General features: G+C 68.5%; 24 protein-coding genes and 2 riboswitches. Of the genes, 16 read left to right on the forward strand and 8 right to left on the reverse strand.

Going from position 1 to position 24385, the window contains the following annotated elements; all coding sequences use genetic code 11:
* The first annotated feature begins 564 nt into the window (after window positions 1-564).
* From BJQ95_RS05045 to BJQ95_RS05055, 3 genes are all read left to right on the forward strand, one after another.
* Window positions 565-981, forward strand: a complete 417-nt coding sequence (locus BJQ95_RS05045) for a nitroreductase/quinone reductase family protein (protein ID WP_240694609.1) — start codon at window positions 565-567, stop codon at window positions 979-981.
* An 82-nt stretch (window positions 982-1063) separates the two neighbouring features.
* Complete coding sequence (locus BJQ95_RS05050) at window positions 1064-2668, forward strand: cryptochrome/photolyase family protein (protein ID WP_130176471.1); 1605 nt, start codon at window positions 1064-1066, stop codon at window positions 2666-2668.
* Between the two features lie 96 nt (window positions 2669-2764).
* On the forward strand, window positions 2765-2899 hold the full coding sequence (locus BJQ95_RS05055; protein WP_256041531.1) for a hypothetical protein: 135 nt from the start codon (window positions 2765-2767) through the stop codon (window positions 2897-2899).
* Between the two features lie 421 nt (window positions 2900-3320).
* Here BJQ95_RS05055 and BJQ95_RS05060 read toward each other — a convergent pair whose 3' ends face one another.
* The gene (locus BJQ95_RS05060) at window positions 3321-4199 is read right to left on the reverse strand and encodes a LysR family transcriptional regulator (RefSeq protein ID WP_130176470.1); all 879 of its coding nucleotides are present in this window, start codon (window positions 4197-4199) and stop codon (window positions 3321-3323) included.
* 140 nt (window positions 4200-4339) lie between these two features.
* Here BJQ95_RS05060 and alsS point away from each other — a divergent pair, with 140 nt between their 5' ends.
* From alsS to BJQ95_RS05075, 3 genes are all read left to right on the forward strand, one after another.
* Entirely contained in the window at window positions 4340-6064 is a 1725-nt protein-coding gene (gene alsS, locus BJQ95_RS05065) for an acetolactate synthase AlsS (RefSeq protein ID WP_130176469.1), read from the forward strand.
* Window positions 6061-6807 (forward strand): acetolactate decarboxylase, encoded by a 747-nt coding sequence (gene budA, locus BJQ95_RS05070; RefSeq protein ID WP_240694608.1) that lies wholly within the window; start codon window positions 6061-6063, stop codon window positions 6805-6807. The genes alsS and budA overlap by 4 nt, the downstream gene beginning before the upstream one ends.
* A 315-nt stretch (window positions 6808-7122) precedes the next feature.
* Window positions 7123-7659: a DUF1801 domain-containing protein gene (locus tag BJQ95_RS05075; RefSeq protein WP_130176468.1), complete on the forward strand. Its 537-nt coding sequence runs from the start codon at window positions 7123-7125 to the stop codon at window positions 7657-7659.
* 36 nt (window positions 7660-7695) lie between these two features.
* Here BJQ95_RS05075 and BJQ95_RS05080 read toward each other — a convergent pair whose 3' ends face one another.
* From BJQ95_RS05080 to BJQ95_RS05095, 4 genes are all read right to left on the reverse strand, one after another.
* The gene (locus BJQ95_RS05080) at window positions 7696-8325 is read right to left on the reverse strand and encodes an MBL fold metallo-hydrolase (RefSeq protein ID WP_130176467.1); all 630 of its coding nucleotides are present in this window, start codon (window positions 8323-8325) and stop codon (window positions 7696-7698) included.
* The gene (locus tag BJQ95_RS05085; RefSeq protein WP_130176466.1) at window positions 8325-9419 is read right to left on the reverse strand and encodes an S-(hydroxymethyl)mycothiol dehydrogenase; all 1095 of its coding nucleotides are present in this window, start codon (window positions 9417-9419) and stop codon (window positions 8325-8327) included. The genes BJQ95_RS05080 and BJQ95_RS05085 overlap by 1 nt, the downstream gene beginning before the upstream one ends.
* Window positions 9420-9526: 107 nt before the next feature.
* Window positions 9527-10546 (reverse strand): PHP domain-containing protein, encoded by a 1020-nt coding sequence (locus BJQ95_RS05090; protein ID WP_130176465.1) that lies wholly within the window; start codon window positions 10544-10546, stop codon window positions 9527-9529.
* A gap of 76 nt (window positions 10547-10622) precedes the next feature.
* Window positions 10623-10943, reverse strand: a complete 321-nt coding sequence (locus BJQ95_RS05095) for a hypothetical protein (RefSeq protein WP_240694607.1) — start codon at window positions 10941-10943, stop codon at window positions 10623-10625.
* Between the two features lie 382 nt (window positions 10944-11325).
* Here BJQ95_RS05095 and BJQ95_RS05105 point away from each other — a divergent pair, with 382 nt between their 5' ends.
* From BJQ95_RS05105 to BJQ95_RS19490, 4 genes are all read left to right on the forward strand, one after another.
* Window positions 11326-11778 carry a hypothetical protein gene (locus BJQ95_RS05105; protein WP_370688371.1) on the forward strand — a complete coding sequence of 151 codons (453 nt, stop codon included), beginning with the start codon at window positions 11326-11328 and terminating at the stop codon, window positions 11776-11778.
* 98 nt (window positions 11779-11876) lie between these two features.
* Complete coding sequence (locus BJQ95_RS05110) at window positions 11877-12593, forward strand: DUF2461 domain-containing protein (protein ID WP_130176464.1); 717 nt, start codon at window positions 11877-11879, stop codon at window positions 12591-12593.
* Window positions 12594-12734: 141 nt separating this feature from the next.
* Window positions 12735-13043, forward strand: a complete 309-nt coding sequence (locus BJQ95_RS05115) for a hypothetical protein (protein ID WP_130176463.1) — start codon at window positions 12735-12737, stop codon at window positions 13041-13043.
* 82 nt (window positions 13044-13125) lie between these two features.
* Complete coding sequence (locus tag BJQ95_RS19490) at window positions 13126-13584, forward strand: DUF1761 domain-containing protein (protein WP_165384854.1); 459 nt, start codon at window positions 13126-13128, stop codon at window positions 13582-13584.
* On the opposite strand, the gene BJQ95_RS05120 is transcribed toward BJQ95_RS19490, so the two are convergent.
* Window positions 13478-13792 (reverse strand): toxin-antitoxin system YwqK family antitoxin, encoded by a 315-nt coding sequence (locus BJQ95_RS05120; protein ID WP_205750033.1) that lies wholly within the window; start codon window positions 13790-13792, stop codon window positions 13478-13480. The genes BJQ95_RS19490 and BJQ95_RS05120 overlap by 107 nt on opposite strands.
* A 315-nt stretch (window positions 13793-14107) precedes the next feature.
* Between BJQ95_RS05120 and BJQ95_RS05125 the strand changes: the two genes are divergently transcribed.
* Entirely contained in the window at window positions 14108-14914 is an 807-nt protein-coding gene (locus BJQ95_RS05125; RefSeq protein WP_130176462.1) for an ABC transporter ATP-binding protein, read from the forward strand.
* On the forward strand, window positions 14911-17412 hold the full coding sequence (locus BJQ95_RS05130) for an FtsX-like permease family protein (RefSeq protein ID WP_130176461.1): 2502 nt from the start codon (window positions 14911-14913) through the stop codon (window positions 17410-17412). The genes BJQ95_RS05125 and BJQ95_RS05130 overlap by 4 nt, the downstream gene beginning before the upstream one ends.
* 46 nt (window positions 17413-17458) lie before the next feature.
* Here the strand turns inward: BJQ95_RS05130 and BJQ95_RS05135 are convergent, their stop codons facing one another.
* Window positions 17459-18208: an LON peptidase substrate-binding domain-containing protein gene (locus tag BJQ95_RS05135; protein ID WP_240694605.1), complete on the reverse strand. Its 750-nt coding sequence runs from the start codon at window positions 18206-18208 to the stop codon at window positions 17459-17461.
* A 642-nt stretch (window positions 18209-18850) separates the two neighbouring features.
* Here BJQ95_RS05135 and BJQ95_RS05140 point away from each other — a divergent pair.
* Window positions 18851-19849, forward strand: a complete 999-nt coding sequence (locus BJQ95_RS05140) for a hypothetical protein (protein WP_130176460.1) — start codon at window positions 18851-18853, stop codon at window positions 19847-19849.
* A gap of 27 nt (window positions 19850-19876) precedes the next feature.
* Entirely contained in the window at window positions 19877-20365 is a 489-nt protein-coding gene (locus BJQ95_RS05145; protein WP_130176459.1) for a GNAT family N-acetyltransferase, read from the forward strand.
* Between the two features lie 37 nt (window positions 20366-20402).
* On the opposite strand, the gene BJQ95_RS05150 is transcribed toward BJQ95_RS05145, so the two are convergent.
* A complete protein-coding gene (locus BJQ95_RS05150; protein WP_256041532.1) occupies window positions 20403-22208 on the reverse strand; it encodes an HNH endonuclease signature motif containing protein in 1806 nt (601 codons plus the stop codon).
* Window positions 22209-22392: 184 nt separating this feature from the next.
* A riboswitch (glycine riboswitch) is annotated at window positions 22393-22491 on the forward strand.
* 1 nt (window position 22492) lies between these two features.
* Window positions 22493-22635, forward strand: a riboswitch (glycine riboswitch).
* Window positions 22636-22708: 73 nt separating this feature from the next.
* On the opposite strand from BJQ95_RS05150, the gene gcvT reads away from it, so the two are divergent.
* The gene (gcvT, locus tag BJQ95_RS05155; protein ID WP_130178177.1) at window positions 22709-23884 is read left to right on the forward strand and encodes a glycine cleavage system aminomethyltransferase GcvT; all 1176 of its coding nucleotides are present in this window, start codon (window positions 22709-22711) and stop codon (window positions 23882-23884) included.
* A gap of 116 nt (window positions 23885-24000) precedes the next feature.
* Window positions 24001-24372, forward strand: coding sequence for a glycine cleavage system protein GcvH (gene gcvH, locus BJQ95_RS05160; RefSeq protein WP_130178178.1), 372 nt, complete (start codon window positions 24001-24003; stop codon window positions 24370-24372).
* Window positions 24373-24385: the final 13 nt, after the last annotated feature.

A 24385-nucleotide genomic window follows, 5' to 3' on the forward strand; every position in this document is an offset into this window, starting at 1 on the left:
ACGGGCGATACGCAGGGTGACGATCACCGTCCCGATAGAGGTAGGCTTAGACATGTCCAAGGGGGGATAAGGACAGAGGTGCGCTGGGACCAGGGGACAGGACTTTGGGGGGCCGGCGCGCTTCGTCATCAACGGGTTTGAGATGGATCAACGTCCATCCAAAACGTCCCGCCGCGTGGGGGGACGCGGCGGGACGCAACGTGACCCTGGCGTGGGGGGACGCCTCAGGTCACGAATCAATTCTATGGGCGACCGCAGAAGTCTCTGGCCAAAATCGCATCGGAGTGGCCCGGCTGCCCTGCGCCTGGCCGCAGTGCCGGCGGGGTCCGACAGGGCCTCAGAATCCAGAGGGCCATCGACAAGCTTCCATGCCGGTAATACGCTGATGTCCATCCCTGCCTGGGGTTCGTTCCTGCCGGGCCATCGGCCCACGTTGGTGAGCTGATTCGTCTGGCGAGCAGCGTGCGGGAACTCCGGCGAAAGGCGGCATGCACGGTGGACAAGAGCAGCGGTTCGGCGGAAGCGAGCGGACGCACGCCGCGCCTACAGCCCCGATGGTTCATTGTGCTTTTCTGGAAGGTGCACCGGGCGCTCGTTCGGATCACCGGAGGGCGTAGTGGGCTGTGGCGCCCCCATGATCAGAGCTGGGGCACGCTGAGACTCACCACGATCGGTCGCCGCAGCGGCCAGGAGCGCTCGGTGATCGTCGGGTACTACGAGGACGGTCCGAATCTGGTGACCATGGCGATGAACGGATGGGGCACGGCCGAGCCCGCGTGGTGGCTGAACCTCCAGGCGCATCCGGAGGCGACGGTGCAGCTTGCCGGCCGCACAGGCCACGTCGTCGTCGCCCACGCGGCGGAGGGAGCGGACAGGGAGCGGCTCTGGGACCGATGGCGGTTGCTGGATACCGACCTTGACGGGTATGCCAGCCGGCGGCCGATGAAGACGGCCGTCGTGGTCCTCGAACCGACGGGCTGAACGATTTCGGCGGCCGAGCTGGAAGAGCGGCGTGACGAATGCGATTGCCTGGGCTCTCTGCGACCCGTCTATGGTTGGCACCATGAGTAGCGGCCCGAATGTGCGTCTCGTTCTGCCGCATCAGCTGTTCGAACAACACTTCGAGGCCTCCGGAGACACCGTTTTTGTGCTCATCGAGCACGATCTGCTCTTTCGCCAGTATCGGTTTCATTCGCACAAGCTGGTGTTGCATCGCGCGTCGCTGGCTCGTTTCGCCGGCCGGCTGCGCGAGCAGGGTTACGAGGTCGTCGAGCTCCAGACTGATGTGGCACGAAGCTCCCGCGATCAGCTGGCCGAGTTCGTGGAAAGCAGGGACCCGGCACGGGTGACCTGGTTCGACGTTGTCGACGATTGGCTCGAGCGGGACCTGTTTGCCGGGCTCGCCGACGGCGGCTACCGCATGCGCCCGGACGACGTGCTGGAGACCCCGAACTTCCTCACCGACCGGGCCCAGATCGACGACTGGTTCGCCCACAACGGCTCCCGCATGCAGGACTTCTACGGGTGGCAACGCCGCCGGCTGGGGATCCTTGTCGACGACGGCAAGCCGGTGGGTGGCAAATGGTCATTCGATGCCGAGAACCGCAAGAAGCTGCCGCGCGGGTACACGGCCCCTGTTGTCGGCCGGTTCGCGAGCCATCCCGTCCTGCACCAGGCGGGGGCCTTCGACCTCGACGCGCTGATGGGCGATACCGACCACACCCCGGTGCCGCCAGAGGTCGACCGGGCCATTGCCTGGGTCAACACCGAGTTCCCGGACGCGCCGGGTGACCCGCACCTGTTCGCCTGGCCAACCAGCGCCGACGAAGCCCGGGCGCACCTGCAGGAGTTCGTGCGCGAGCGCCTGCACGACTTCGGGCCCTACGAGGACGCGATCTCCAGCACGCATCCGTTCATCAACCACGGCCTGCTCACCGCGGCGCTGAACATCGGGCTACTCGACCCGCGAGATGTCGTGCAGGCTGTGCTCGACGGTGCCGATGACGACACCCCGCTCGCCTCGGTCGAGGGGTTTGTGCGGCAGGTGATCGGCTGGCGCGAGTACATGCGGGCGACCTATCGCACCAGCGGGCGGCGGATGCGCACCTCGAACCGGCTCGATCACCAGCGCGCACTCGGCGACGGCTGGTGGGACGCCACAACCGGGCTGGCGCCGGTGGACCTGGTCATCTCCCGTGTGCTCGACACCGGGTACGCCCATCACATCGAACGGCTGATGGTGCTCGGCAACGCCATGGCGCTGCTGCGCATCCGCCCGGACGCGGTCCACGAGTGGTTCATGGAGATGTTCATCGACGCGTACGACTGGGTGATGGTGCCCAACGTGTACGCGATGAGCCAATTTGCGGCGGGGGACGAGATCACCACCAAGCCCTATGTGTCCGGCAGCAATTACCTGCGCAAGATGTCCGACCTGCCGCCGGGTGAGTGGATGCCCGATTGGGACGGGCTGTACTGGACGTTCATCGACGATCACCGTGCCGTCTTCGCAGCAAACCCGCGCACCCGGATGGTCGTATCCCTGCTGGGCAACATGGACCCGGGCACCCTGGATGCCCATCGGCGCCGCGCCGCGGCGTTGCTCGAGGTAGGGCAGGATACGGCGCTAGTGAGAACGCCGCCGGCCGGGTCCTCGGCTTTGCCCTGAAGCAGGGCGATCACCGGGCTACGGCCGACCTCCGCGCTGACCGCTTCGCCCCGCGCGTGCTTCAAGGCTCGGAACAGTCGACCACCTGGGTCGTGGGTGGCGTTGGCTGCGGCGCTGGGCCGGTTCGATACCACCATCGAGGTCGTCGGCCCGCCCGAACTCGCGACAGCATTCGGCGACCTCGCCGCGCGTTACACCGCCACGGCATCCGGGGGAGGTGCCAGCCAATAATCGTGCTGCGATCTGGCTATTGGCCGATCGCTAAGGGTAAGGTCCGTCGATGTGGGCGAATACGCAACCGGGGCACGCTCCCGGACGCAGAGCTCCCGCACCTTGTCGGCTCTGGCGGTACCCGTGAGCGCCCGGTTCTCCTTCGAACGCAACTACCAGGACAGGGGCCAGCAGACAGACGATTCGGGGTTCTTCGGCGCGAACATGGTGGCCATGTCCTCAAAGCTGTGGGCGGGTGTCACCTCGAGTGTCACGGGTGCACCTCCAGACTCAAACCTGCCTGCATGAAAGGCAGGCGCTCCCGCCCGCGACAGCCCGACTGGTCCCCATGCGGACAATTGGTGCCGGTGTGCCGGGACCACTTGTCCGGAACGGGAACAGTGGGGCAATCTGGCCGCGCCGGGCGGACGGTCCGGGACGGCTACTCGCCGGAGAGGGCCAGGTTGACGAAGGCGCGCACTGCGGCGGAGGTCCGGCGTTTGCGGGCGGCGGCCAGATAGACCGTGAAGTCGGGCACATGGACCACCGGGATGCGGCGCACGTTGAGGGCGTCGTGCGCGGCGAACTCGGGCAGCAGGGCCACGCCGAGACCGTTGGTGACGTACTCGGCGGCGGTGCCGATGTCGGAGACCTCGATCATCACCCGGCGCTCCATTCCGGCGGCGACGAAGGCGTCGTCCACGATCTGCCGGCTGGCATAGCCGGGCGGCAGGTCGATGAATTCCTGCCCGCCGAGGTCGGCCAGCTGAACGCCACCGGCCGCGGCGAGCGGATGCCCGGCGGGCACCACCAGCACCATGGGGGAGGAGGCGATCGGAACGGCCGACAGCGTCGCGGGCACGGGTCCGCTGAGGGCGAGGAAGGCGAGGTCGAGCTCGCCGCTGGCCAGCTCGTCGACGAGGTCGGCCGAGCCCCGCCGGGCGGCCCGCAGCCGCACGCCCACGCCCGGGTGAGCACTGCGGTAGAGGCCGAGCAGCCGCGGCACATTCACCAGCGTCACCGAGGTCATCAGCCCGATCACGATAGATCCGGTGATGGCGTGCGTGGACTGCTGCGCGACATCCCGCACCTCGTTGACGGCATCGAGGGCCTCCCGCACCTTGGGCAGCAACAGCTCGCCGGTGGAGGTGAGCCGGATCTGCCGACGGCTGCGGTCGAACAGCTCGACCCCGAGCTCGCTCTCGAGGGACCGTACCCCGGCCGACACGGCAGACTGCGCGATGGTGAGGCGTTCGGCCGCCCGGGTGAAGTTGAGCTCGCCGGCGACGGCGCTGAAGAATTCGAGCTGCCTGAGGTCCATACCTCCATCATCCCACCGACTCATCTGATTGGCAGATGATTGGCATCCGGTATTGGCGTTGTTCGTTATCGATCGAGCGGGCAGAGTGGAGGAAGACGCCGGTTCACCACACGGCGCTCACCCGCTACAGGAGGCACGGCATGGCTCAGGATTCATCGGTCTTGGATGAAAAGGTCGGCACCTCCGGCTTCGGCGCGCTCGGCTCACCCCGCCGCTCGGCCGACCGGGTGGTCGAATGCCTCGAGGCCTACGGTGTCAAGTGGGTCTTCGGCGTTCCCGGCGCCAAGATCGACCCCGTCTACGACGCCCTCCTCGATGGCGGCCCGCAGATGATCGTGGTGCGCCACGAACAGAACGCCGCGTTCATGGCCGCCGCCGTCGGCCGCCTCACCGGCGAACCCGGCGTGGTGCTCGTCACCAGCGGCCCCGGCACCGCCAACCTCGCCACCGGGCTGCTCACCGCCACGACCGAGGGCGACCCCATGGTCGCCATCTGCGGCGCCGTCTCCCGCGGCGACCGGCTCAAGCGCACCCACCAGTCGATGGACGCCGTCGGCATGCTCTCCGCCGTCGCCAAGTCCGCCGGCGAGGTCAGCGTCGCCAACAATGTGCCCGAGGCCATCGCCAATGCCTTCCGCCAGGCGGTGCAGGATCCCAAGGGCGCCGCCGCCGTGGTGCTGCCCTACGACGTGCTCACCGATTCGACCACGGTGTCGATGACCACCCCGCACTGGGTGCCGCAGCTCGGCGCCGCCCCGGCGGAGAGCGTCCGCCAGGCCGCGGACCTGCTCAACGCGGCGCAGTTCCCGGTGATCCTCGCCGGCGCCAGGTCCGGCTCCGACCGGGCAGTCGCGGCCCTGCACCGGCTGCTCGGCGCCGCCAAGCTCCCCGTCGTCGAGACCTTCCAGGCCGCGGGTGTCATCTCCCACGACCTCGAGGAGCACTACCTCGGCCGGGTCGGACTGTTCCGCAACCAGCCCGGCGACGTGCTGCTGCACAAGGCCGACCTGATCCTGGCGATCGGCTACGACTTCGTCGAATACGAACCGTCCAAGTGGAACAAGGACCATCTGCGCCGCATCATCCACCTCGACGAGCTGTCGGCCGACCTGGACGACTACTACCGTCCCACGGTCGAGTTGCGCGGCGATGTGGCCGAGACGATGGATGCGCTCGCCCGCGAGATCGACGGCCTCACCCTGTCGGCATCCGCGTCGGCGGTCGTGGCCACCGAGCGGGCCCGCCTGGCCGAGGCGGACGTGCCCGTGCACCGTGACGACGAGTCCGAGGGTGTGCACCCCGCCGAACTGACCCTGGCGATGCGCGCCCTCCTGCCCGACGACACAACGGTGCTCTGCGACGTGGGTTCGCACTACATCTACATGGCCAGGCACTTCCGCACCTACCACCCGCGCACCCTGCTGTTCTCCAACGGCCAGCAGACCCTCGGCGTCGCCCTGCCCTGGGCGATCGCCGCAACGCTGGTGCGCCCCGGCACCCCGGTGGTGTCGGTGTCCGGCGACGGCGGGTTCCTATACTCCGCGATGGAACTGGAGACCGCGGTGCGGCTCGGCTCGAAGTTCACCCACATCATCTTCAACGACGGCACCTACGACATGGTCGCGTTCCAGCAGCAGGGCAAGTACGGCCGCACCTCCGGCGTGCAGCTCGGCGACTACGACGCCGTTCAGTACGCCGAATCGTTTGGCGCCCATGGCTACCGAGTCACCCACCTGGACGATTTCGCCGCGGTTCTCGCGCAGGCGATGAACGATGACGGCCCGAGCATCATCGACGTGCGGGTGGACTACCGCAACAATCGCGACGAACTGATGGCCGACCTGGAAAGCGACGTGCTGCTGTGAACGACATCACCGCCCCCGCTTTCACGGTGACCAGGCACGAGATCTTCCAGACCAGCCTGATGAGCGCCCTGCTCGACGGCGTCTACGAGGGCGAGATGACGGTGCGCGACCTGCTCGGCCACGGCAGCTTCGGCATCGGCACCTTCAACGGGCTTGACGGCGAGATGCTCATCGTCGACGGCAAGTGCTACCAGCTCCGCGCCGACGGGGGCGTGACCAAGGCCGACCTGGGTGCCTACACGCCGTACGCCGTGGTGACGAACTTCGTGCCGCACATCGAGAGCCAGCTGCCCGACAACGTGGTTCGCTCCGAGGCATCCGCGTTCATCGACCACATGACGGCATCCGAGAACTACATGTACGCGCTGCGTATCGACGGCGACTTCGAGTGGATCCGGATGCGCACCGTCGTGAAGCAGGAGAAGCCGTACCGACCAATGGTGGAGGCCACCGACGAGGACGCCATCGTCGAGCTGCACGACGTCTCCGGCTCCCTCGTGGGTTTTCGCACCCCGCTCTACGAGCAGGGCATCGGCGTGCCCGGCTGCCACACCCACTTCATCACCGACGACCGAACCGGGGGCGGGCACGTACTTGACTTCAAGCTGAAGAGCGGCAGCGCGGCGCTCTGCCTGGGTACTGACCTGCGGCTGCAGTTGCCGCTGACGGATGCGTTCCGAGACGCCAACCTGTCGCCGGAAGACCTCGCCAGGCAGCTGGCCAAGACCGAGCAGCATGCCTGATTCTGCACGACTGATCTTGCACGACTGACCGAACGCTCGGCGCACGCCGGGGCCGCTCCAGAGGCCCCGGCGTGTGAGCGACGCGATGGCGGGAATCGAACCCGCGTAGACGGCTTTGCAGGCTGCTCCCTGGCCTCTCCGGCACACCGCGATCGGGGCAGCGAACGGGGCGTTCGATGCCCTGGTAACGAGCTTCGCCGAAAAAAGCCCTCGTCAGAAGCAGTGTTACGAAGGAAGTCGGGCGCACCCGCACGGGCATCCGCCGGCTGGTGTCGGCACTGGCCGGGCCGGGCGGCTGGCGCTACCGTGGGGGGCATGGCAACCCAAACCCCAGCTGACTGCGCCGACGACCAGGCCACCGACGACCAGGCCACCGACGACCAGGTCACCGACGACCAGGCCACCGATGATGAGGTGCGCGCCTTCATCGACGCCGTCCCTGGCGCCACCCGGCGGCGGGACGCGGAAACACTGCTAGAGAGGTTCGGACGCATCACCAATGAGCCGGCGCTGCTGTGGCCCGGGTCGATCATCGGGTTCGGTCGCTACCACTACAGGTACGAGAGCGGACGAGAGGGCGACGCCGCAGCGGCCGGCTTCTCGCCGCGCAAGGCGTCGATGTCGATCTACTTTGCCGACGGCCTGGGTGCCCATACCGACGAGCTCGCCCGGCTCGGCCCGCACAAGACCGGTGTGGGCTGCCTGTACATCACCGATCTGGCGAAGGTGGACCTCGCCGTGCTCGAGGAGATGGTGACGGCGTCATACCGGTCGGTGACCACGGGCGAGTACTACGGGCACCGGGCCAGGGAGTCCGAGGGCGGACGCCCGGAACCGCGCCAGTCGGTGTGACCCGTTGCGTCGGTGCGTGTTTTATCTGTGCGTCTGTCAGTGCCCGCGGGCGAGCCAGGCCGGCAGGTCGGGAGCCTCGGCGCCGATGGTGCTGGACTCGCCGTGCCCGGTGTTCACGACGGTGTCGGCCGGCAGGGTGAGCAGCTTGCCCGTGATCGACTCGATGATGGTGGGGAAGTCGCTGTACGAGCGTCCGGTGGCACCCGGCCCGCCGTGGAACAGCGTGTCGCCGCTGAAAAGGGTGCGTAAGTCGGGCGCGCTGAAGCAGACCGAGCCGGGGGAGTGCCCCGGGGTGTGGATCACCTGCAGTTCGATCCCGGCGACGGCGAGGCGCTGCCCGCCGGCGAGGTCACGGCCCGGCGCGGCGTCGGGGTAGACGACGTCCCAGAGCATCCGGTCGTCCGGATGCAGGTAGACCGGCGCGCCCGTGGCGGCCGAGACGGCGCCGGCGGCGCCGATGTGGTCGTTGTGCGCGTGCGTGCTGAGGATGCCCAGCAGCGTGCGGTCGCCGACCGCCGCGAGGATCGCCTCGGCGTTGTGGGCGGCGTCGATGACGACGCACTCGGTGTCATCGCCGACGATCCAGACGTTGTTCTCCAACGCCCAGCTGCCGCCGTCGAGGTCGAAGCTGCCCTCGGTGACGAGGTGCTCGATGCGCGCACGCATTACAGCACCACCACCGAACGCAGCACGTCGCCGGCCGCCATCGTGGCGAACGCCGCCTCGATCTCGTCGATGCTGATGCGTTCGCTGACGAAATCGCCCAGCGGCAACCGGCCCTGCAGGTACAGCTCGGTGAGCATCGGGAAGTCCCGCTCGGGGAGGCAATCGCCGTACCAGGAGCTCTTGAGCGAGCCACCGCGCCCGAACACATCCAGCAGCGGGATCTCCAGCATCATCTCGGGCGTCGGCACCCCGACAAGCACCACGGTGCCGGCCAGGTCGCGCGCGTAGAACGCCTGCCGCCAGGTCTCCGGGCGGCCGACCGCGTCGATCACGACATCGGCGCCGAAGCCGCCGGTGAGTGCCTGCACCGCCGCCACAACGCCGTCTTCGTCGAGGCTCGACGAGTCGATGGTGTGCGTGGCGCCGAACTCGGTGGCCTTGGTCAGCTTCTTGGCGTCCCGGTCGATGGCGATGATGCTGCTCGCGCCGGCCAGCTTGGCGCCGACAATCGCAGCGTCGCCCACACCGCCACAGCCGATCACGGCCACGGAGTTGCCCGGCGTGACGTTGCCGGTGTTCATGGCGGCGCCGATGCCGGCCATGATGCCGCAGCCGAGCAGTCCGACGGCGGCCGGGTCGGCGTCCGGGTTCACCTTGGTGCACTGGCGCTCGTGCACCAGGGTCTTCTCGGCGAACGCGCCGATACCCAGCGCCGGGCTGAGCTCGGTGCCGTCGACCAGGGTCATCTTCTGAGTCGCGTTGAAGGTGTTGAAGCAGTACCAGGGCTCGGCACGCCGGCAGGCGCGGCAGTCGCCGCAGACGGCGCGCCAGTTGAGCACGACGAAGTCGCCGACGGCCACATGGGTGACGCCGTCACCGATCACGCTGACCCGGCCGGTGGCCTCGTGGCCGAGCAGGAACGGGAAGTCATCGTTGATGCCGCCCTCTTTGTAGTGGAAGTCGGTGTGACAGACACCGCAGGTCTCGATGTCGACGATGACCTCGCCGGGCCCCGGGTCGGGGATGACGATGTCGGTGAGCTCGACGGGAGCCCCCTTCGAGCGGGCGATCGCGCCTGTGACGGTGATGGGCATGGAGCTCCTCGTGAGTTGCCGGGGCAGCCGGTGTGGCAGGCATCCAACCTATCGAAGCATCCTGACCGGGTGCTGGCGCGGTTCGGTCCGGCCGTGCCGCGGGATTCTCAGCGGCCGGCGCGCGACCAGGCCAGCAGCTTCTGGACCGGCCAGGTTGTCACGATTCGTTCCGGGGGTACCCCGGCTGCGGCGGCACGTTCGGCGCCGTAGGCCAGGAAGTCGAGGTGGCCTGGCGCGTGCGCGTCGGAGTCGATAGTGAACAGGCAGCCGGCCTCCAGCGCGAGCGTGATCAGGTCGGCCGGCGGGTCCTGCCGCTCCGGCCTGGAGTTGATCTCGACAGCCACGTCATTCTCGGCGCAGGCGGCGAACACCCGCTCGGCGTCGAAGGCCGACGGTGGCCGGGTGCCGCGCGACCCGGTCACGAGCCGCCCGGTGCAGTGGCCGAGCACGTTGGTGTGCGGGTCACGGATGCCGGCGAGCATCCGCTGGGTCATGGTGATCGAGTCGACGCGGAGCTTGGAGTGCGCGCTGGCAACGACCAGGTCGAGCCGGGCCAGCAGCGCGGGGGACTGGTCGAGCCGCCCATTCTCGAGGATGTCGACCTCGATGCCAGAGAGTAGCCGCACCCCATCGGGCGGGTCCGCGTTGAGGTCGGCGACGACGCCGAGCTGCTCCTCCAGCCGGTCGGCGGTGAGACCGTGCGCGACGGTGAGAGTGGGGGAATGGTCGGTCAGCGCCAGGTACTCCCGGCCGAGCAGCCGGGCCGCTTTGCGCATCAGCTCGATCGACGTGGTGCCGTCCGACCAGTCGCTGTGGCTGTGCAGGTCGCCACGGAGCGCGTCGCGCAGCTCGACACCGCCGGCGGCGAGGGGTTCGGCGCCGCGCCGGCGCAGGTTGTCGAGATAGTCGGGCAGGCCGGACAGCGACTGCCCGATCACCTCCGCCGTACGGTCGCCGATTCCTTTCATCGCCCGGAGCCGGCCGTCATGCACCCGATCGGCCAGTTCCGCGGGGTCGAGGTCGCTTATCAGGGTGGCGGCCCGCCGGAACGCCTGCACCTTGAAGGTCGGGGCGAGGTCGCGCTCCAGCCAGAAGGCGATCTCGGAGAGGGCGTCGACGGCATCCATACAGCCATGATCGGCCCGAACCTGCAGAAACGGGAGCGCGTGCGTCGAAGAAGCGTGCGTCGAAGTACCAGGGGCATCAGGCCACATCGAAGTGAGCCACCGTGAAGTCACGATCGATGAGGAACCCGTCGTCTTCCGGATAAAACACCGCCATGTTGATGTCGTCGCCGGCGAAGGCGACGATATCGGAGTAGTCGCGCCAGAACGACACCGTGCGCACCTCGCACCGGCCGTCCGGCAGGTCGCGGAACACCGTGGCGGCGCCCAGATTGCCCCGGGTCGACCTGTAGTCGGCCAGCCCGGTGCGCTCCAGATAGCCCGCGTAGGCCTCACGATCCTCCGGCCTGATCCACCCGGTCCAGCTGCGCATCACGCTGCCCGCAGGGATGTCGAACATGTCACCCTCCTCTGACCGGGACCCGCGCTGCACGGTGCTTTCGGATGGGGCACTCCGGTTGTCGCCATGGTGGACCCCCGGTGCCGCGCTGCCAACCCGCAGCGTACCCTGCAGATCAGCCCGGGCGGTGCGAGACTGGGCTGATGACGCTGCACCTCACCGGCGATACCGCCGCAGACACCCTCCTCAGCGATGACCCGTTCGCGCTCCTGCTCGGCATGCTCCTGGACCAGCAGATCGCCATGGAGACCGCGTTCGCCGGTCCGGCGAAGATCCGGGACCGGATCGGCGGCCTCGACCCGTCGGTGATCGCCGGGTACGACCCCGAAGAGTTCGTCGCGATCTTCAAGCAGACCCCGGCGGTACACCGTTTCCCGGCTCGATGGCCGCACGGGTGCAGACCCTGGCCGGCGTGGTCGCCCAGGACTGGAACGGTGACGCGGCCGCCATCTGGACCGCGGCCGGTCCGGACGGCACCGCTTCAGACGGCACTGCTTCAGACGGCACTGCTTCAGACGGCACGGCTTTAGACGGCACTGCCCCGGACGGCACTGCCCCGGACGGGACTGCCCCGGACGGGACGGCCCCCGACGGTGCCGAGGTGTTGCGCCGGCTGAAGGCGCTGCCGGGTTTCGGTGAGCAGAAGGCCAAGATCTTCCTCGCCCTGCTCGGCAAGCGGCTCGGTGTCACGGCACCAGGCTGGCGCGAGGCATCCGCCCCGTACGGCGAGGAGGGCTCGTTGCGGTCGGTGGCTGACATCGTCGACCCGGAGTCGCTGGGCAAGGTACGGGAGAGCAAACGAGCGGCCAAAGCCGCGGCCAAGGCAGCCAAGTAACCGTCGGGCCGGCCTTGGTACGGGCCGTCGACACGGCCGGCGACACGCTCGGCGTCGGACGCGAGAGAATGGACGGACGTGACCGAAGGAGCGTGCCGGTGGGCCCCCATTTCAGCGAGCAGGCATTCGATTTTCTCGAGGAGCTTGAGCACCGCAACAACCGTGACTGGTTCGAGGAGCACCGGAGTCTATACGAGACCGAGCTGAAGGCCCGGATGCTCGAGGTGATCGACGCGATCAACCTCCGTCTGGACGCTTTCGCGCCCGACTATCGGCGTCCGGCGCCGAAGGCGATGTTACGGATCTACCGTGATGTGCGGTTCTCGAACGACAAAACCCCGTACAAAACCCATCTGGCGGCGAACTGGCCCCGGCAGGGGCTGGAGAAGACCAGCGGGGCCGGGTTCTTCCTGCAGGTGGGGGTGCACGGCGTGATGGTCGCCGCCGGCGCCTATTCGCCGGGTGCGCCGCAATTGCACGCGATCCGCGAGTATCTGCTCGACCACCACGACGAGATGCGCAGCCTGCTCGCTGCGCCGCCCGTGGTGCGGTTGGCGGAGCCGCTGGAGGGCCGGCCGCTCCTCCGTGCGCCCAAGGGGTTTCCCGCCGAGCATCCAGCCGCCGACCTGCTGCGGGTTCGCAGCTGGGCGCTGTTCGCCCGCTTGCCCGGGGACGCCGCGCTCACCGACGGTTTCGTCGACGCCGTCGTCGCACGGTTCGAGGCGCTGGCCCCGCTGGTCGACTTCCTCAACATTCCGTTGGCGACCGTCACCCCGTTGGAGCGGGAGGCCGCCGCCGGCCGCCGCCGTGCCTGATCGGTTGACCGCCGGCCCGGCGGATGCGGGACGAATGGGATGCGGGACGAATGGAATGCGAGACAAACGGAATGCTGGACAATGGCAGGGAAGAGTGGTCGCGGCCGAACCGGTCCAACGGGCCCTCGAAGGAGCTCCAAAGTGAATGACCCTCGTGCGAAAATGGACGGCAATCGCCTGCTCTCGTTGGGCGCCCCGCAGTCGGACTGGACGAAAACGCCTGGCCGGCTGCCCGGTTTCTGGGTGGCGGCTCTCGGGCTCATCGTCGCCGTGGTGTATCCGGTTCCCGCGCTGGTCGTCGGTGCCGTCGGGCTCATGTTCAGCCTGCAGGCATACAGGGTCATCCCCGCCGGAGCGCGGGGCCGTGGCCTCGTCGTTGCAGCGTTGGCGCTGGCCGGGGCAACGGCCGGCGTGGTGGTGCTGCAGTTCGTGCTCGCCCTGTTGATGTGATCGCAGCCCGATAACCCCAGCCCGACCAACCTCAGGTGACGATGCCGAGTTTCGAGCCGAGCTCAACTTGTGGGCCTTTCTCGTGGCCACGCTGGCCGCCTTCGTCGCTGGGGCGATCTGGTTCGGGCCGAAGACCTTCTTTCCGCTCAGGCGGAAGCTCGTGGGCGAGGGGCCGACGGAGGAACCGGGTGCGACCGGCAACATGGCGGTGGTCTTCGGAGCGACATTCGTCGCCGCGTTCGTGCAGGCCATCGCGGTGGCCTCCGTCATCCACTCCCGCTCTTCTCCGTGTTCGGGCCCGAGCTCGTGCAGCGAGAGAGTCCCTCGGCGGACAGTCCCGCGGGCGCACCCCTGTCGGCCGAGCGTGGGCTACGCGGGTAACGGATGCTCAGTTCAGAAATCAGCCGGAAGCCGGCCCGGTACCCGCCATTGCGTCACCTGGGGGCGGGACTCGCGGTGCCGGATCCGACGGGTCCCGGCAGGTCCAGGTGACGCTGCCCGGCTGGAGTCGGGGTCGACGAGCCAAACGAGGTCTCCTTGACCAGTCGTCCGGCGCGGTCCCAGGTGCGCCACATTCCCACCTGATGCCCCAGGTCGAACTCTCCGGAGCGCATCAGCGAACCGTCCAGGCGGAACCACTCCCAGTGCCCGTGGAGTTTGCCGTCGAGTTCGAACCCATTGGCCCTCACCGACCCGTCCGGGAAACGGTCGAGACGCGAAACCGGAACGCCGACGCGAGGAGTGGGCACGGGGGACGCCGCGGGTGAGGAGGGTGGAGAGGGTGGAGAGGAGTGTGGCGAGGACATCATGCCCCCATGCTGCCCCCGAAAGCCCTATCGCTCAACGGCGGTCACGCGCGGTCGCCGACGGGCGTAGGGTTGTAACCCAAACGGGGGCTTTGCCGGTGGGGACAGCGTGAGGTCGCCCGCCGGGCCTTGTGGGCGCAGTACCGGCTGACAATCCGTTCCCGGCCTGATGGCGTGCCGGTGAACGCGCGGCCGCGCATCCGGGCACACCGACGGAGGCACTCGCCTGAGTGTCGACATTCACGCGGGGGAGTGACAATGACCGAATCTCACAGCACCGGTGACGCCGCAGTGGCGGCACAGGCGCTTCGCAAGACCTACGGTCGAGGGGAATCGGCGGTCGCCGCGCTCGCCGACGTCTCTGTGGACTTTCCCCACGGCCAGTTCGCCGCCGTGATGGGACCGTCGGGGTCGGGCAAATCCACCCTGATGCACTGCCTGGCCGGGCTTGACACCGTCAGCAGCGGCACCGTCTGGATCGACGGAATCCCGATCACCGGGTTGCGTGATCGCGGGCTCACCAGGCTCCGCCGGGAGAAGATCGGGTTCGTCTTCCAGGCCTACAACCTCGTGCCCACCCTCACGGCCAGGCAGAACATCGTTCTTCCCCTGGCGTTGGCACGGCGCCGGGTGGACCGGGCCTGGTTCGACGAGGTCGTGCAGACCCTTGGGCTCACCGGCCGACTGAAACACCGCCCGCATGAGTTGTCCGGCGGGCAGCAGCAGCGGGTGGCGGTGGCGCGGGCGCTGCTCGGCCGGCCGGCCGTGATCTTCGCCGACGAGCCCACCGGCAATCTCGACTCCGTGGCCGGCGCCGAGGTGCTCGCGCTGCTGCGCACAAGCGTGGACCAGTGGGGCCAGACGGTGATCATGGTCACCCATGACGCCGTGGCGGCCGCGTACTCCGACCGCGTCGTGCTCCTCGGCGACGGGCGTCTCGCAGGCGAGTTGCACGCCCCGACGGTCGACTCCGTGCTCTCGGCGCTGCACGGTGTGGCGGTGCACGGTGCGGCGCTGCCCGGTGCGGAGGTGCCCGATGTGGCGCTGCCCGGTCCGACCCTGTGATCACCGTCCTTTTCGCCGGCCTGCGCGCCACGCTGGCCCGGCTGCTGGCGACGGGACTGGCGGTGGCGCTCTCGGTGGGTTTCGTTGTCGCGACGCTGACCCTCTCGGCCACATTCACGCGCACCACCGAGGACTCCCTCGCGGCGAGCATGGCCAGGGCCGACGTGCTGGTCACCCAGACGGTGGCCGAGCTTGCCAGTTCCGACCCGCGCACCTCCTCCGATGTGCTGATCACCCTGCTGCCGGAGGTGCGGGCTGCCCCCGGGGTGACCGGTGCCGACGTGGAACGGCTCGCGTATGTGGACCTCCGGTTCGGCGAGACCCGCAGTGTGGCGCAGATCGGTGCGGTGCTGGACGAGTCGGTGCGCTGGCAGACCCTCACCTCGGGCCGATGGCCCCAGACACCCACCGAGACCACGATCGACCAGGCGACCGCCGAGTCACTTCCGGCGGCCGAGGGGGACAGCCTGACGGTCGCCGCCGTCGGCTCGGGGGTGAGCCCCACAGCCGTGACGGTCGTGGGCATCACCGCCCAGCAGGCCGCCGGCGTCGGCTCCGGCGGTCCCACCCTCCTGATGCAGGCGAAGGCCCTCAACGATCCGGCCTTGTTCAGCCTGTCGACGTCGATCCTGGTCGCCGGCGATGATGCGGATGCCGTCGCGGCGTCGGTGTCGGACGTCGTGGCCGGAGCGTCAGGCATCCTGGTGCAGACCCGGACAGAGGCCGTCGACGACCAGACCGCCCAACTCTCCGGCAGCGCCACCGTGCTCACGAGCATCCTGATGGCCTTCGCCGCGATCGCCCTGTTCGTGGCGTCCATCGTGATCGCCAACACCTTCCAGGTGCTGGTCAGCCAGCGCACCAGGGAGCTGGCGCTGCTGCGCTGCGTCGGCGCCGGTGCCGGCCAGGTGCGCCGGTTGATCCTGGGCGAGGCCCTGTTGCTGGGTCTGGTGGCCTCAGCGCTCGGGGTGGGCATCGGCGTGGCCGGGGCGGGCATGCTGGCTGAACTCAGCCGGGACGGCGCATCCGGTGTGCACCTCGGCCGGCTCCTGATCGATCCGGCGCTACTGTCCGTCGGGTTCGGGATCGGGGTGCTGCTCACAGTGGGTTCCGCACTCTCCCCGGCGCACCGGGCCACCCGGGTGCGCCCGGTTGCCGCCCTGCGGGCCGTCGCAGCGCCGGCCGGCGTGCGCCAGGGGGTCATCGGTGCGGTCGTGGCCCTGGCCCTCGTCGGGCTCGGCGGAACCGGCCTGTACCTCGGGGCGACCCGGTCGGGCCTGACCCTGGCGGTCGTGTCGGGCGTGGTCAGTTTTCTCGGCATCCTGCTCGCCTCCGCCCTGTTCATCCCGTGGATCGTGAGACTGGTCGGGTCAACGATCGGCTGGACGTCGGTGCCGGCCCGGCTGGCCGCCCGCAACGCCACCCGCAATCCCGCGCGCACGGCGTCGACGGCCGCTGCCCTGCTGGTGGGGGTGACGCTGGTGACGATGATGGTGGTGGGCGTCACGTCGGTGCGCACCTCGATCGGCGACAAGATCGACGAGAAACGCCCAGTCGACCTCACCGTGCAGTCGGTGGACCCGGTGGGGATGACGGCGGAGCAGATCGACGGCATCAGTGCGATGCCCGATGTCCAGGATGCCACCTCGGTGGCCTCGGCCCAGCTCACCATCACCCCGGCCGGCGGAGCGTTCGTGGTGTTGCCGGCTCGCGGCCTCGACTCGGTCGAAGCGCAGCGCGTGGCGCGGTCGCCGGTTCTGCTGCCCGAAGACGGACAACTCCTGCTCAATCCCGCGGACGCCGGCGCCATGCAGGACGGCGAGAACGTGACGGTGACCGGGGATGCCGGCAGCGCCGAGCTGACAGTGGCTTTCGCGGCGACCGCGCCGCGCAAGCAGGCGACGCTGACCAAGACCGACCTGCTCGGACTGGTGGTTACGCCGGTCACCGGGCAGGTGCAGCTCCGGTTGGGCGACGGGATCACCAGCAGTCAGGTGCAGGAGCTGAGCAGTGACATCCTGTCGGTGAGCGAGACGTTCACTGTGGGCGGGGGTGCGCCGGAGCGCACCTATTACGAGCAGATCCTCGACGTGATGCTGCTCATCGTGCTGGCCCTGCTCACGATGGCGGTGGTGATCGCCTGCGTGGGGGTGGCCAACACGATGGCGTTGTCAGTGTACGAGCGGCGCCGCGAGTCCGCGCTGTTGCGCGCCCTCGGCCTGACCCGGGGTCAGCTTCGGACCACCCTGGGAATCGAGGCGACGCTGATCACGGTGGTGGCCGCGGCCTGCGGTGTCGGGCTGGGCGTGCTGTACGCCTGGGCCGGTCTGTCGGCGGTGGCACTGCAGGCGCAGAAACTCGCGTTGACGGTGCATCTGCCATGGACTCAGTTGGGTATCGTCTTGCTGGGGGCGCTGGTGGCCGGTTTGCTGGCCACCGTCGTGCCGGCCAGTGCGGCGGCGCGGCGTTCGCCGGTGGAGAGCCTCAGCTACGAGTAGGCGCGCCGACGGCGAGCCGGGCGCCCGACGCTCGGGCGCCCGACGTTCAGGCGCCCGAGTCCAGGTCGTCAGGGTCTAGGTCGTCGGAGTCCAGGTCGTCGGTGTCCAGGTCGCCTGGGGAGGGAACCCTGAACGCGTCCGCGGCCGCTTCGGTGTAGTCGAAGATGGACCGCAGCAGGCCGGCCATGGTGGTAGACCGCAGCATCTCGACCTGGTCAAGGGGACCGACCGGCGCTATGCCGGCTAGTTGCCAGGCAGCCTCGACGGGGTCCTCCGATAGGGCGACATTGGCCGACCAGGCGTCGTCGGTGAATTCGCTGGCCAGGGACAGGGTGCGGCGCACGGTTTGCTCGGCCAGCACTCGCAGCGGGGTGAGGGCGTCGTCCCAGACCAGGGCGGGCAGCTCGCGCACCACGGCCTGCGGAAACGGGGTGTCCTGACTCCACTGGACAACCTCGATGCGTCGGTCACCCTGCGCTACGAGGCCGACGAACCCCTCCGGCGCCACCAGCTCGAGCACCTGCGCGACGGTGCCGGTGCTGAACGGGTGTTCACCACCGCCCACCTCCTGGCCGCGTTCGATGAGGACAACCCCGAATTCGGCGGGTTCCGATTCCAGGATGCTCGCCAGCATGATGAGGTAACGCTCCTCGAACACCCTCAGCTGCAACGGCATGTACGGAAAGAGCACGGAGCCGAGCGGGAACATCGGCAGGCCCGACGTGCCTGCGTGCACACCGGCGGCCGGGGTCTCTGGGATCTCAGGCTCGTCGGGTGGGTTCCCCTGTATCGACATGACCCCAGCGAATCACGCTCCCGGAGGAAAACCAAGCACCTGGACGGCCGGGAATGGCTGGGGGTTAGGCATCCCATTGGCGAGTCCGCCCTGCGGGTAGATCAGTCGAGCCGTTTGGCGAGCACGCGCACGTCGACATCCGCACACCCCAGCCGTGCGTAGAAGCCGGTGATACGTCGGTGCCGGACTTAGGCGCTGGCCAGCTTTTTTCCGCTACGCTTCAAGCGAAAGCTGGGGGAAGCATGGACAACAAGTGGGTGGGAATCTCGATTCCGGAGCGAGTGCAGACAGCACCGATGAAACAGTCAACGCGGTCAGCGCGGTCAGCGCAGTCAGCGCAGTCCGCGCAGAAAAAACAGACAACACAGACAACACAGACTGCACACGCGACGCAGCAGCCGCTGGGGCGGTCGTGATGCCTGTCCCCACACCTGGGCCGGTCGCCGCGCCATACGGCACTTCGGGCGCGGCGCTGCCGACAGCGCCGACCGGACCGACCGGACCGACCGCTCCGACGGTGGGCACCCGCCTCGCGTCCCTGGTGCGCGGAGTGCCCGGCGAGCGATTGACGCTCCAGCGGCCGCCTACATTCCGCTCACATGCGACGTGCCCGTCGTCACCGCGACGCCCTTTCCCATGCCGATGACTCCCGAGAAGAGGCGTCGGGTGCGGATCGCGCTCTCCGCCGTTACTGGGGCCGTTGTTGTCGTCCTCGGCGCATCCATTGCCGTATCGATGGTCAATCAGATGGTGTACAGCCCCGAGAACCAGGTCGAAAGCTACCTGGACGCGATCGTTGACGGTGACGCGTCGGCGGCCCTGGCGCTCGGCGATGTCAACGCCTCGGCTCAGGAGCGCGTTCTGCTCACCGACAAGGTCCTCAAGGTCACCAAGAGCAGGATCACCGGCTACACGATCACCGACGTCACCATCGCTCGCGACACCGCTGTGGTGACGGCGAACGTCGACCAAGGCGGTGTGAAGGAGGAAGCGGCCTACCAGCTGCAGAAGTCCGGCACGACGGCCCTGTTCTTCAACACCTGGACGATGAAACCGGTCTGGCTGCCAACGGTGTCGATCTTGGTTTCGCCCGGCATCGAAACGATCGATGTCAACGGCACCGCATTCGAACTGACCGGCGAGGTCCAGGAGAGCGGCTACCTGGAGGTTCCGGCCTTCGCCGGAGACTACGTCATCGGCAGTGCCGCGGACGACGAGTGGCTGGCCGCGGAACCACAGACGGTTCAGGTGGGAGTCGCCACAGCATCAAGCAGCGCACAGCTCAGCCTCGAACCGACCGCCAAGTTCGCTGCGAGCATCGATGAGCAGGTGGCCGGATACCTGGCCGGCTGCGTGGCGCAGAAGTCGCTGCACGCCGACAACTGCCCGATCTACGTCGTCGACCACGGCACCATCACCGATGTCGTCTGGATCATCGACGAACCGGCGGTGACCTCTATGGGTAGCTCGAACGGCGGCGAGTGGTCCGTCTCCACCGACGACCTCGGCTCGGCCACCGTGACCTATACGAATACGGATTATCGCGGCCAGGTGTTACCGGAGACGGCCACCGTGGACTTCTCCGTTAACGGCATCGTCGAAATGGTCGATGGCGCCCCGGTGTTCTCGAACGGATACTGACCCGCAAGGCACTGGCATGCTGGACGGATGACTGAGGCTGTTTTCGACCTACCCGGCGGACCATTCATCCTGCGCCGGGCGCTCGCTGGGGACGTGGCCGCGATCGTCGGCCTGCTCGCCGACGACCGGCTGCGTTCCAGCGACGAATCCACTGCGCCGGAGGATCTCGCGCCGTACCTGGCGGCCTTCGAGGCGATCAGCCGATCGACCGATCAGTTCCTCGTGGTCGTCGACGATCCCGCCGGGAATGTGGTGGCCACTCAGCAGCTCACAGTGTTGCCCGGGCTCGCTCGTTCCGGTGCCACCCGGCTGCAGATCGAGGCCGTGCGGGTGAGCGCGGCCCTGCGCGGCAACGGCCTGGGCAGCGCGATCTTGTCCTGGGCCGTCGAGTACGGCCGCGACCGCGGTTGCCGGCTGGTGCAACTTACCTCCGACGCCTCGCGCCTGGACGCTCATCGCTTCTACGAACGCCTCGGCTTCGCCCCGTCCCACGTGGGTTTCAAACTGCTCCTCTAGTTTTTAGAACGGCGTAGTTTCTAGCACAGCGTAGTTGCTAGAACGGCGGGTCCTCGGGGACCGGTGGTGTGGGTGTCCGGGTTGGCCGGTGCCGGGGAGGCATCAGGTAGCTATCCTCCGGGGGTCGTTTCCGGGTTTTCGGACCCACCACCGGTGGTTGTGGCCGGGGTGGTCCCATCGGGTTGGCGGGGTCGGTGCGGTAGCTGCGTTTGCCCGGGGAGGTCCAGAGCAGGATCCCGCCGGGTTCCTGAGTGACTCGCCAGTGGGTGAGGTGTTTGAGTCGGTGGTGGGGTTCGCAGAGATGGGCGAGGTTGTCGCAGTCGGTGTTGCCGCCGTCGGCCCAGTCGTGGGTGTGGTCGACGTCGCTGGTGACCGCGGGCCGGGAGCAGCCGGGGAATCGGCAGGTTTCGTCGCGCACCCTCAGCCATTTCTTCATGGCTTTGGTGTTTTTGTGTTGGGTTTTGCCCAGGGAGAGTACGACTCCGGTTTCGGGGTGGGTGAGTAGTCGGGTGAAGCTGGGGGCGTGTCCGGCGATCTGTCGGGCCATCTCGGGGGAGATGGGGCCGTAGCCTTCGAGGGTGGCGGGTTCCTCGTCCAGGCCGAGCAGGGTGAGCACGGGCACGGTGATCATGACCGTGCCGCGGATCCCGGCGCCCATCCCGTCGGGGGTGATGCCGTCCAGCAGGAGGGCCCGGGTGATGTCGGCGCGGAGCTGGTCCAGGGTGCGTTTGCGCTGCTCCTCGTCCTCAGCCAGGCGCGAGTTGGAGCCCGCACCGGCTGCCGCGTCCGCCTCCGTGCCTGTCCCCGCGCTGGCGTCCGCGCCAGCCTGCCCGCTTCCCAACCCGCCGGCTTTCCCGGCCGCGTCGCCGGCCCGGGTGGGGTCGCCGAGTTTTTTCAGTTTCACGGCCATCGTGTTGATCCGGGTGTAGGCGGCTTTGGTGTCGTGGGCGGTGCCGTACCAGTGCAACCAGCCCATCCCGTCCGGGGCTGCCTCCCACCGGGTGTGCCTCTCGGCGAGGGCGTTGGTGGTGCGGGTCACGATGGACTCCGGGTGCAGTCTCTCCCGGAGCCGGCGGGCCCTGTCCGTGAACCTGCTGACCGGCAATCGTTTCGCGTCCGGCAGGACCTTGTCCTCGAAGGCCTCCTGGTCGTCGACGGGCAGGGTGCGCATCTGGTCGATGAGCACGGTGGCGTGCCGGTAGCTGATCTCTCCGTTGGAGAGGGCGTCAAAGGTTGCCGGGGCCGACAGCAGCCAAAGCGACTGCTCCATCAGGTGTTCCACCGTGCGTTCGGCCATCCGTAGCAGGCAGGCGGTCTCACTCACGATGGTGCGCCGGGCCACGTCCCGGTCCTCCCACCGGCCATACGCGGCCGCGCGGGCCTGGTCCTGGGTCATGCTGGCCGCGTTCACGTCGGCCAACCGGATGCTCTCCGGGTTGCCGTGCAGCCGGGAGGACACTTGCGGGTCCTCGCTCCAGCTCTGCAGCTCGACAAGGAACTCGGCCTGCCGGGCCTGCGCGTGGGCGATGGCCCGGGCCTCGGCCGCGATCAGTTCGGTGCGGCGGGCCAGCTCAGAACAGACCAGCTCGTCCAAGGTCGGATTGGGGACATACGCCTCACGCCCTGCCGGTTCGGGCCCGGCCGGTGCGGGCCCGGCCGGTTCGGGCCCGGCCGCGGTGGACTCGAGTCCGGCCGGCTCGAGTGCCGGTTCGGCCGCGGTGGACTCCGCCGACCCAGCGTGCGCCGGGTCGACAGGGGCGGGGGTGTTGCCAGGTGGAGCGGACCCCGGAGAGTAGTGGTCATCATCCGGAGCGGGCGGTAGTGCCTGGTCGGGGTTACTCATAATGAGATCGTCTCACCTACCACCGACACTGCCCCCGCACGCCCCCACACCCCACCCGACCCATCCGCGAACCGTGAGAAAAGCACCCAAAATCGCGAAAATACGGTGCTTAACTCACGGTTCGCGGGAGGAGGAGGTCAGATAGACTGCACTCGCAGCAGCAGCCAACTGAATATCGGGCCACACGGTCGATGCGGGAGAGTTCGACGTCGTAGAGACGAGCGAACACCGAAGGAGCAATCCTCCCCGACAATCTCTCAGGTACTCGTACCGCATCGAACGGGCCACTCTGAAAAGCGGATGAGCACAGCGCGTCCGGATCACGCTTCCGCGGGATCCGGTCAGAACTGCCAAGTCCCGCCCAAGGTGAAAGCCGGCGTCGTGCAAGCGCCCCGGCGAAGCTCTCAGGCCAGACGACAGAGGGGGAGTTCCCAACGGGGTTCGAACGAGCCCCGGAGCAACTCGTCGGGCAGGTAGCCCGGCGACGAACCGGAGAACTCATGACCTCGGCCAGCCCTGACCTCACCCCCTCCTCGAACGAGCCTGCCCCGACCAGCGCCGCGACCGAACGGTTCTCGCCCCTGCACGCCGCGCACGTGGCCGCCGGTGCCAGCTTCACCGACTTCGCCGGCTGGCAGATGCCCGTGCGCTACTCCAGCGACCTCGCCGAGCACCACGCCGTGCGCAAGGCGGCGGGCCTGTTCGACCTGTCCCACATGGCCGAGATCCGCATCAGCGGCCCGCAGGCCGGCGAGTTCCTCGACCACGCCCTGGCCGGCCGGCTCTCGGTGATCGACCTCATGCAGGCCAAGTACAGCCTGATGCTCAACTCCCGCGGCGGCATCATCGACGACCTCGTCGTCTACCGCACCGGCGAGACCGAGTTCCTCGTGGTGGCCAACGCCGGCAATCACGACCAGGCCCTCGACGCCCTCACCGCCCGGGCCGCCCGGTTCGACGTGACCGTCACCGATGAGAGCGATGACACCGCCCTCATCGCCGTGCAGGGCCCCAACGCCCTCACCATCGTGCAGGCCACCGCCGGCCTCAGCATCGACGGCGACCTGGCGGCCCTGCGCTACTACCGCGCGATCACCGGAACCTTTGCCGGCACCCCGGTACTCATCGCTCGCACCGGCTACACCGGCGAGGACGGCTTCGAGCTCTACCTGTCGGCCGCCTCTGCTCTCGCCCTCTGGGACGCGATCGTCGTCGCCGGCGCCCCGCAGGACCTGGTTCCCGCCGGTCTCGCCAGCCGCGACACCCTGCGCCTCGAAGCCGGGATGCCGCTCTACGGTCACGAACTGACCACATCCACCTACCCCGCCCAGGCGGGCCTTGGCCGGGTCGTCAACCTCGCCAAGCCCACCGACTTCGTCGGCCGCACCGCCAGCGAGGAAGGCCCCGCCGGCGACGCCCCCGTGCTCGTCGGCCTGGTCTCCACCGGCAAGCGCGCCGGTCGCGCCGGCTACCAGATCTTCCGCAGCCCCGACGCCACCGAAGCCGAGGGCGTCATCACGAGTGGTGCACTCTCGCCCACCCTGGGCTACCCGATCGCCATGGCGTACCTGCCGCCGGCGCTGGCCCGACTCGACACCGAGGTGTTCATCGACGTACGCGGCACCCGCGCACCCGCCACGGTGATCGCCCTGCCGTTCTACAAGCGCCCCAAATAGCGCAACGGCGCACGGATGGCCCGGTCCCGGGCATCCGCGCACCCGGTGCAGCGAGATCGCGCGCATCGCCCCTGAACTGATCCACCCCTGTGATCGCCCCTTTGAGAGGAAACCCCATGGCAGACAAGACCGAACTCCAGTACACCGCAGAGCACGAGTGGGTGCTCGTCGACGGCGACACCGCCACAGTGGGTATCACCGCCTACGCCGCCGACAAGCTCGGCGACGTGGTCTTCGTTGAGCTGCCCGAGGTGGGCAGCGCCGTCGCCGCAGGCACCGTCGTCGGCGAGATCGAGTCGACCAAGTCGGTCGGGGAACTCTTCGCACCCATCAACGGCACCGTCGCCGAGATCAACGACGCCGTCGTCGACAGCCCCGAACTCGTCAACAGCGACCCGCTCGGCGAGGGCTGGCTCATCAAGGTCACCTTCGAGACCCTCCCCACGCTGCTCAGCTACGCCGAGTACTCCGCCATCATCGGCGAATAGCCCGACCCGACCC

The sequence above is a fragment of the Cryobacterium sp. SO1 genome (assembly GCF_004210215.2).
Lineage (GTDB): Bacteria > Actinomycetota > Actinomycetes > Actinomycetales > Microbacteriaceae > Cryobacterium.

What these genes read in the sequence shown, in the direction of transcription:
- BJQ95_RS05125 (WP_130176462.1), top strand. Translation starts at nt 14,108, where the DNA reads ATGACCGAATCTCACAGCACCGGTGACGCCGCAGTGGCGGCACAGGCG.
- BJQ95_RS05135 (WP_240694605.1), bottom strand. Translation starts at nt 18,208, where the DNA reads ATGTCGATACAGGGGAACCCACCCGACGAGCCTGAGATCCCAGAGACC.
- BJQ95_RS05140 (WP_130176460.1), top strand. Translation starts at nt 18,851, where the DNA reads ATGACTCCCGAGAAGAGGCGTCGGGTGCGGATCGCGCTCTCCGCCGTT.
- BJQ95_RS05105 (WP_370688371.1), top strand. Translation starts at nt 11,326, where the DNA reads ATGGCCGCACGGGTGCAGACCCTGGCCGGCGTGGTCGCCCAGGACTGG.
- BJQ95_RS05095 (WP_240694607.1), bottom strand. Translation starts at nt 10,943, where the DNA reads ATGTTCGACATCCCTGCGGGCAGCGTGATGCGCAGCTGGACCGGGTGG.
- BJQ95_RS05085 (WP_130176466.1), bottom strand. Translation starts at nt 9,419, where the DNA reads ATGCCCATCACCGTCACAGGCGCGATCGCCCGCTCGAAGGGGGCTCCC.
- BJQ95_RS05090 (WP_130176465.1), bottom strand. Translation starts at nt 10,546, where the DNA reads ATGGATGCCGTCGACGCCCTCTCCGAGATCGCCTTCTGGCTGGAGCGC.
- BJQ95_RS05080 (WP_130176467.1), bottom strand. Translation starts at nt 8,325, where the DNA reads ATGCGTGCGCGCATCGAGCACCTCGTCACCGAGGGCAGCTTCGACCTC.
- gcvH (WP_130178178.1), top strand. Translation starts at nt 24,001, where the DNA reads ATGGCAGACAAGACCGAACTCCAGTACACCGCAGAGCACGAGTGGGTG.
- BJQ95_RS05150 (WP_256041532.1), bottom strand. Translation starts at nt 22,208, where the DNA reads ATGAGTAACCCCGACCAGGCACTACCGCCCGCTCCGGATGATGACCAC.
- alsS (WP_130176469.1), top strand. Translation starts at nt 4,340, where the DNA reads ATGGCTCAGGATTCATCGGTCTTGGATGAAAAGGTCGGCACCTCCGGC.
- gcvT (WP_130178177.1), top strand. Translation starts at nt 22,709, where the DNA reads ATGACCTCGGCCAGCCCTGACCTCACCCCCTCCTCGAACGAGCCTGCC.
- BJQ95_RS05145 (WP_130176459.1), top strand. Translation starts at nt 19,877, where the DNA reads ATGACTGAGGCTGTTTTCGACCTACCCGGCGGACCATTCATCCTGCGC.
- BJQ95_RS05050 (WP_130176471.1), top strand. Translation starts at nt 1,064, where the DNA reads ATGAGTAGCGGCCCGAATGTGCGTCTCGTTCTGCCGCATCAGCTGTTC.
- BJQ95_RS05060 (WP_130176470.1), bottom strand. Translation starts at nt 4,199, where the DNA reads ATGGACCTCAGGCAGCTCGAATTCTTCAGCGCCGTCGCCGGCGAGCTC.
- BJQ95_RS05075 (WP_130176468.1), top strand. Translation starts at nt 7,123, where the DNA reads ATGGCAACCCAAACCCCAGCTGACTGCGCCGACGACCAGGCCACCGAC.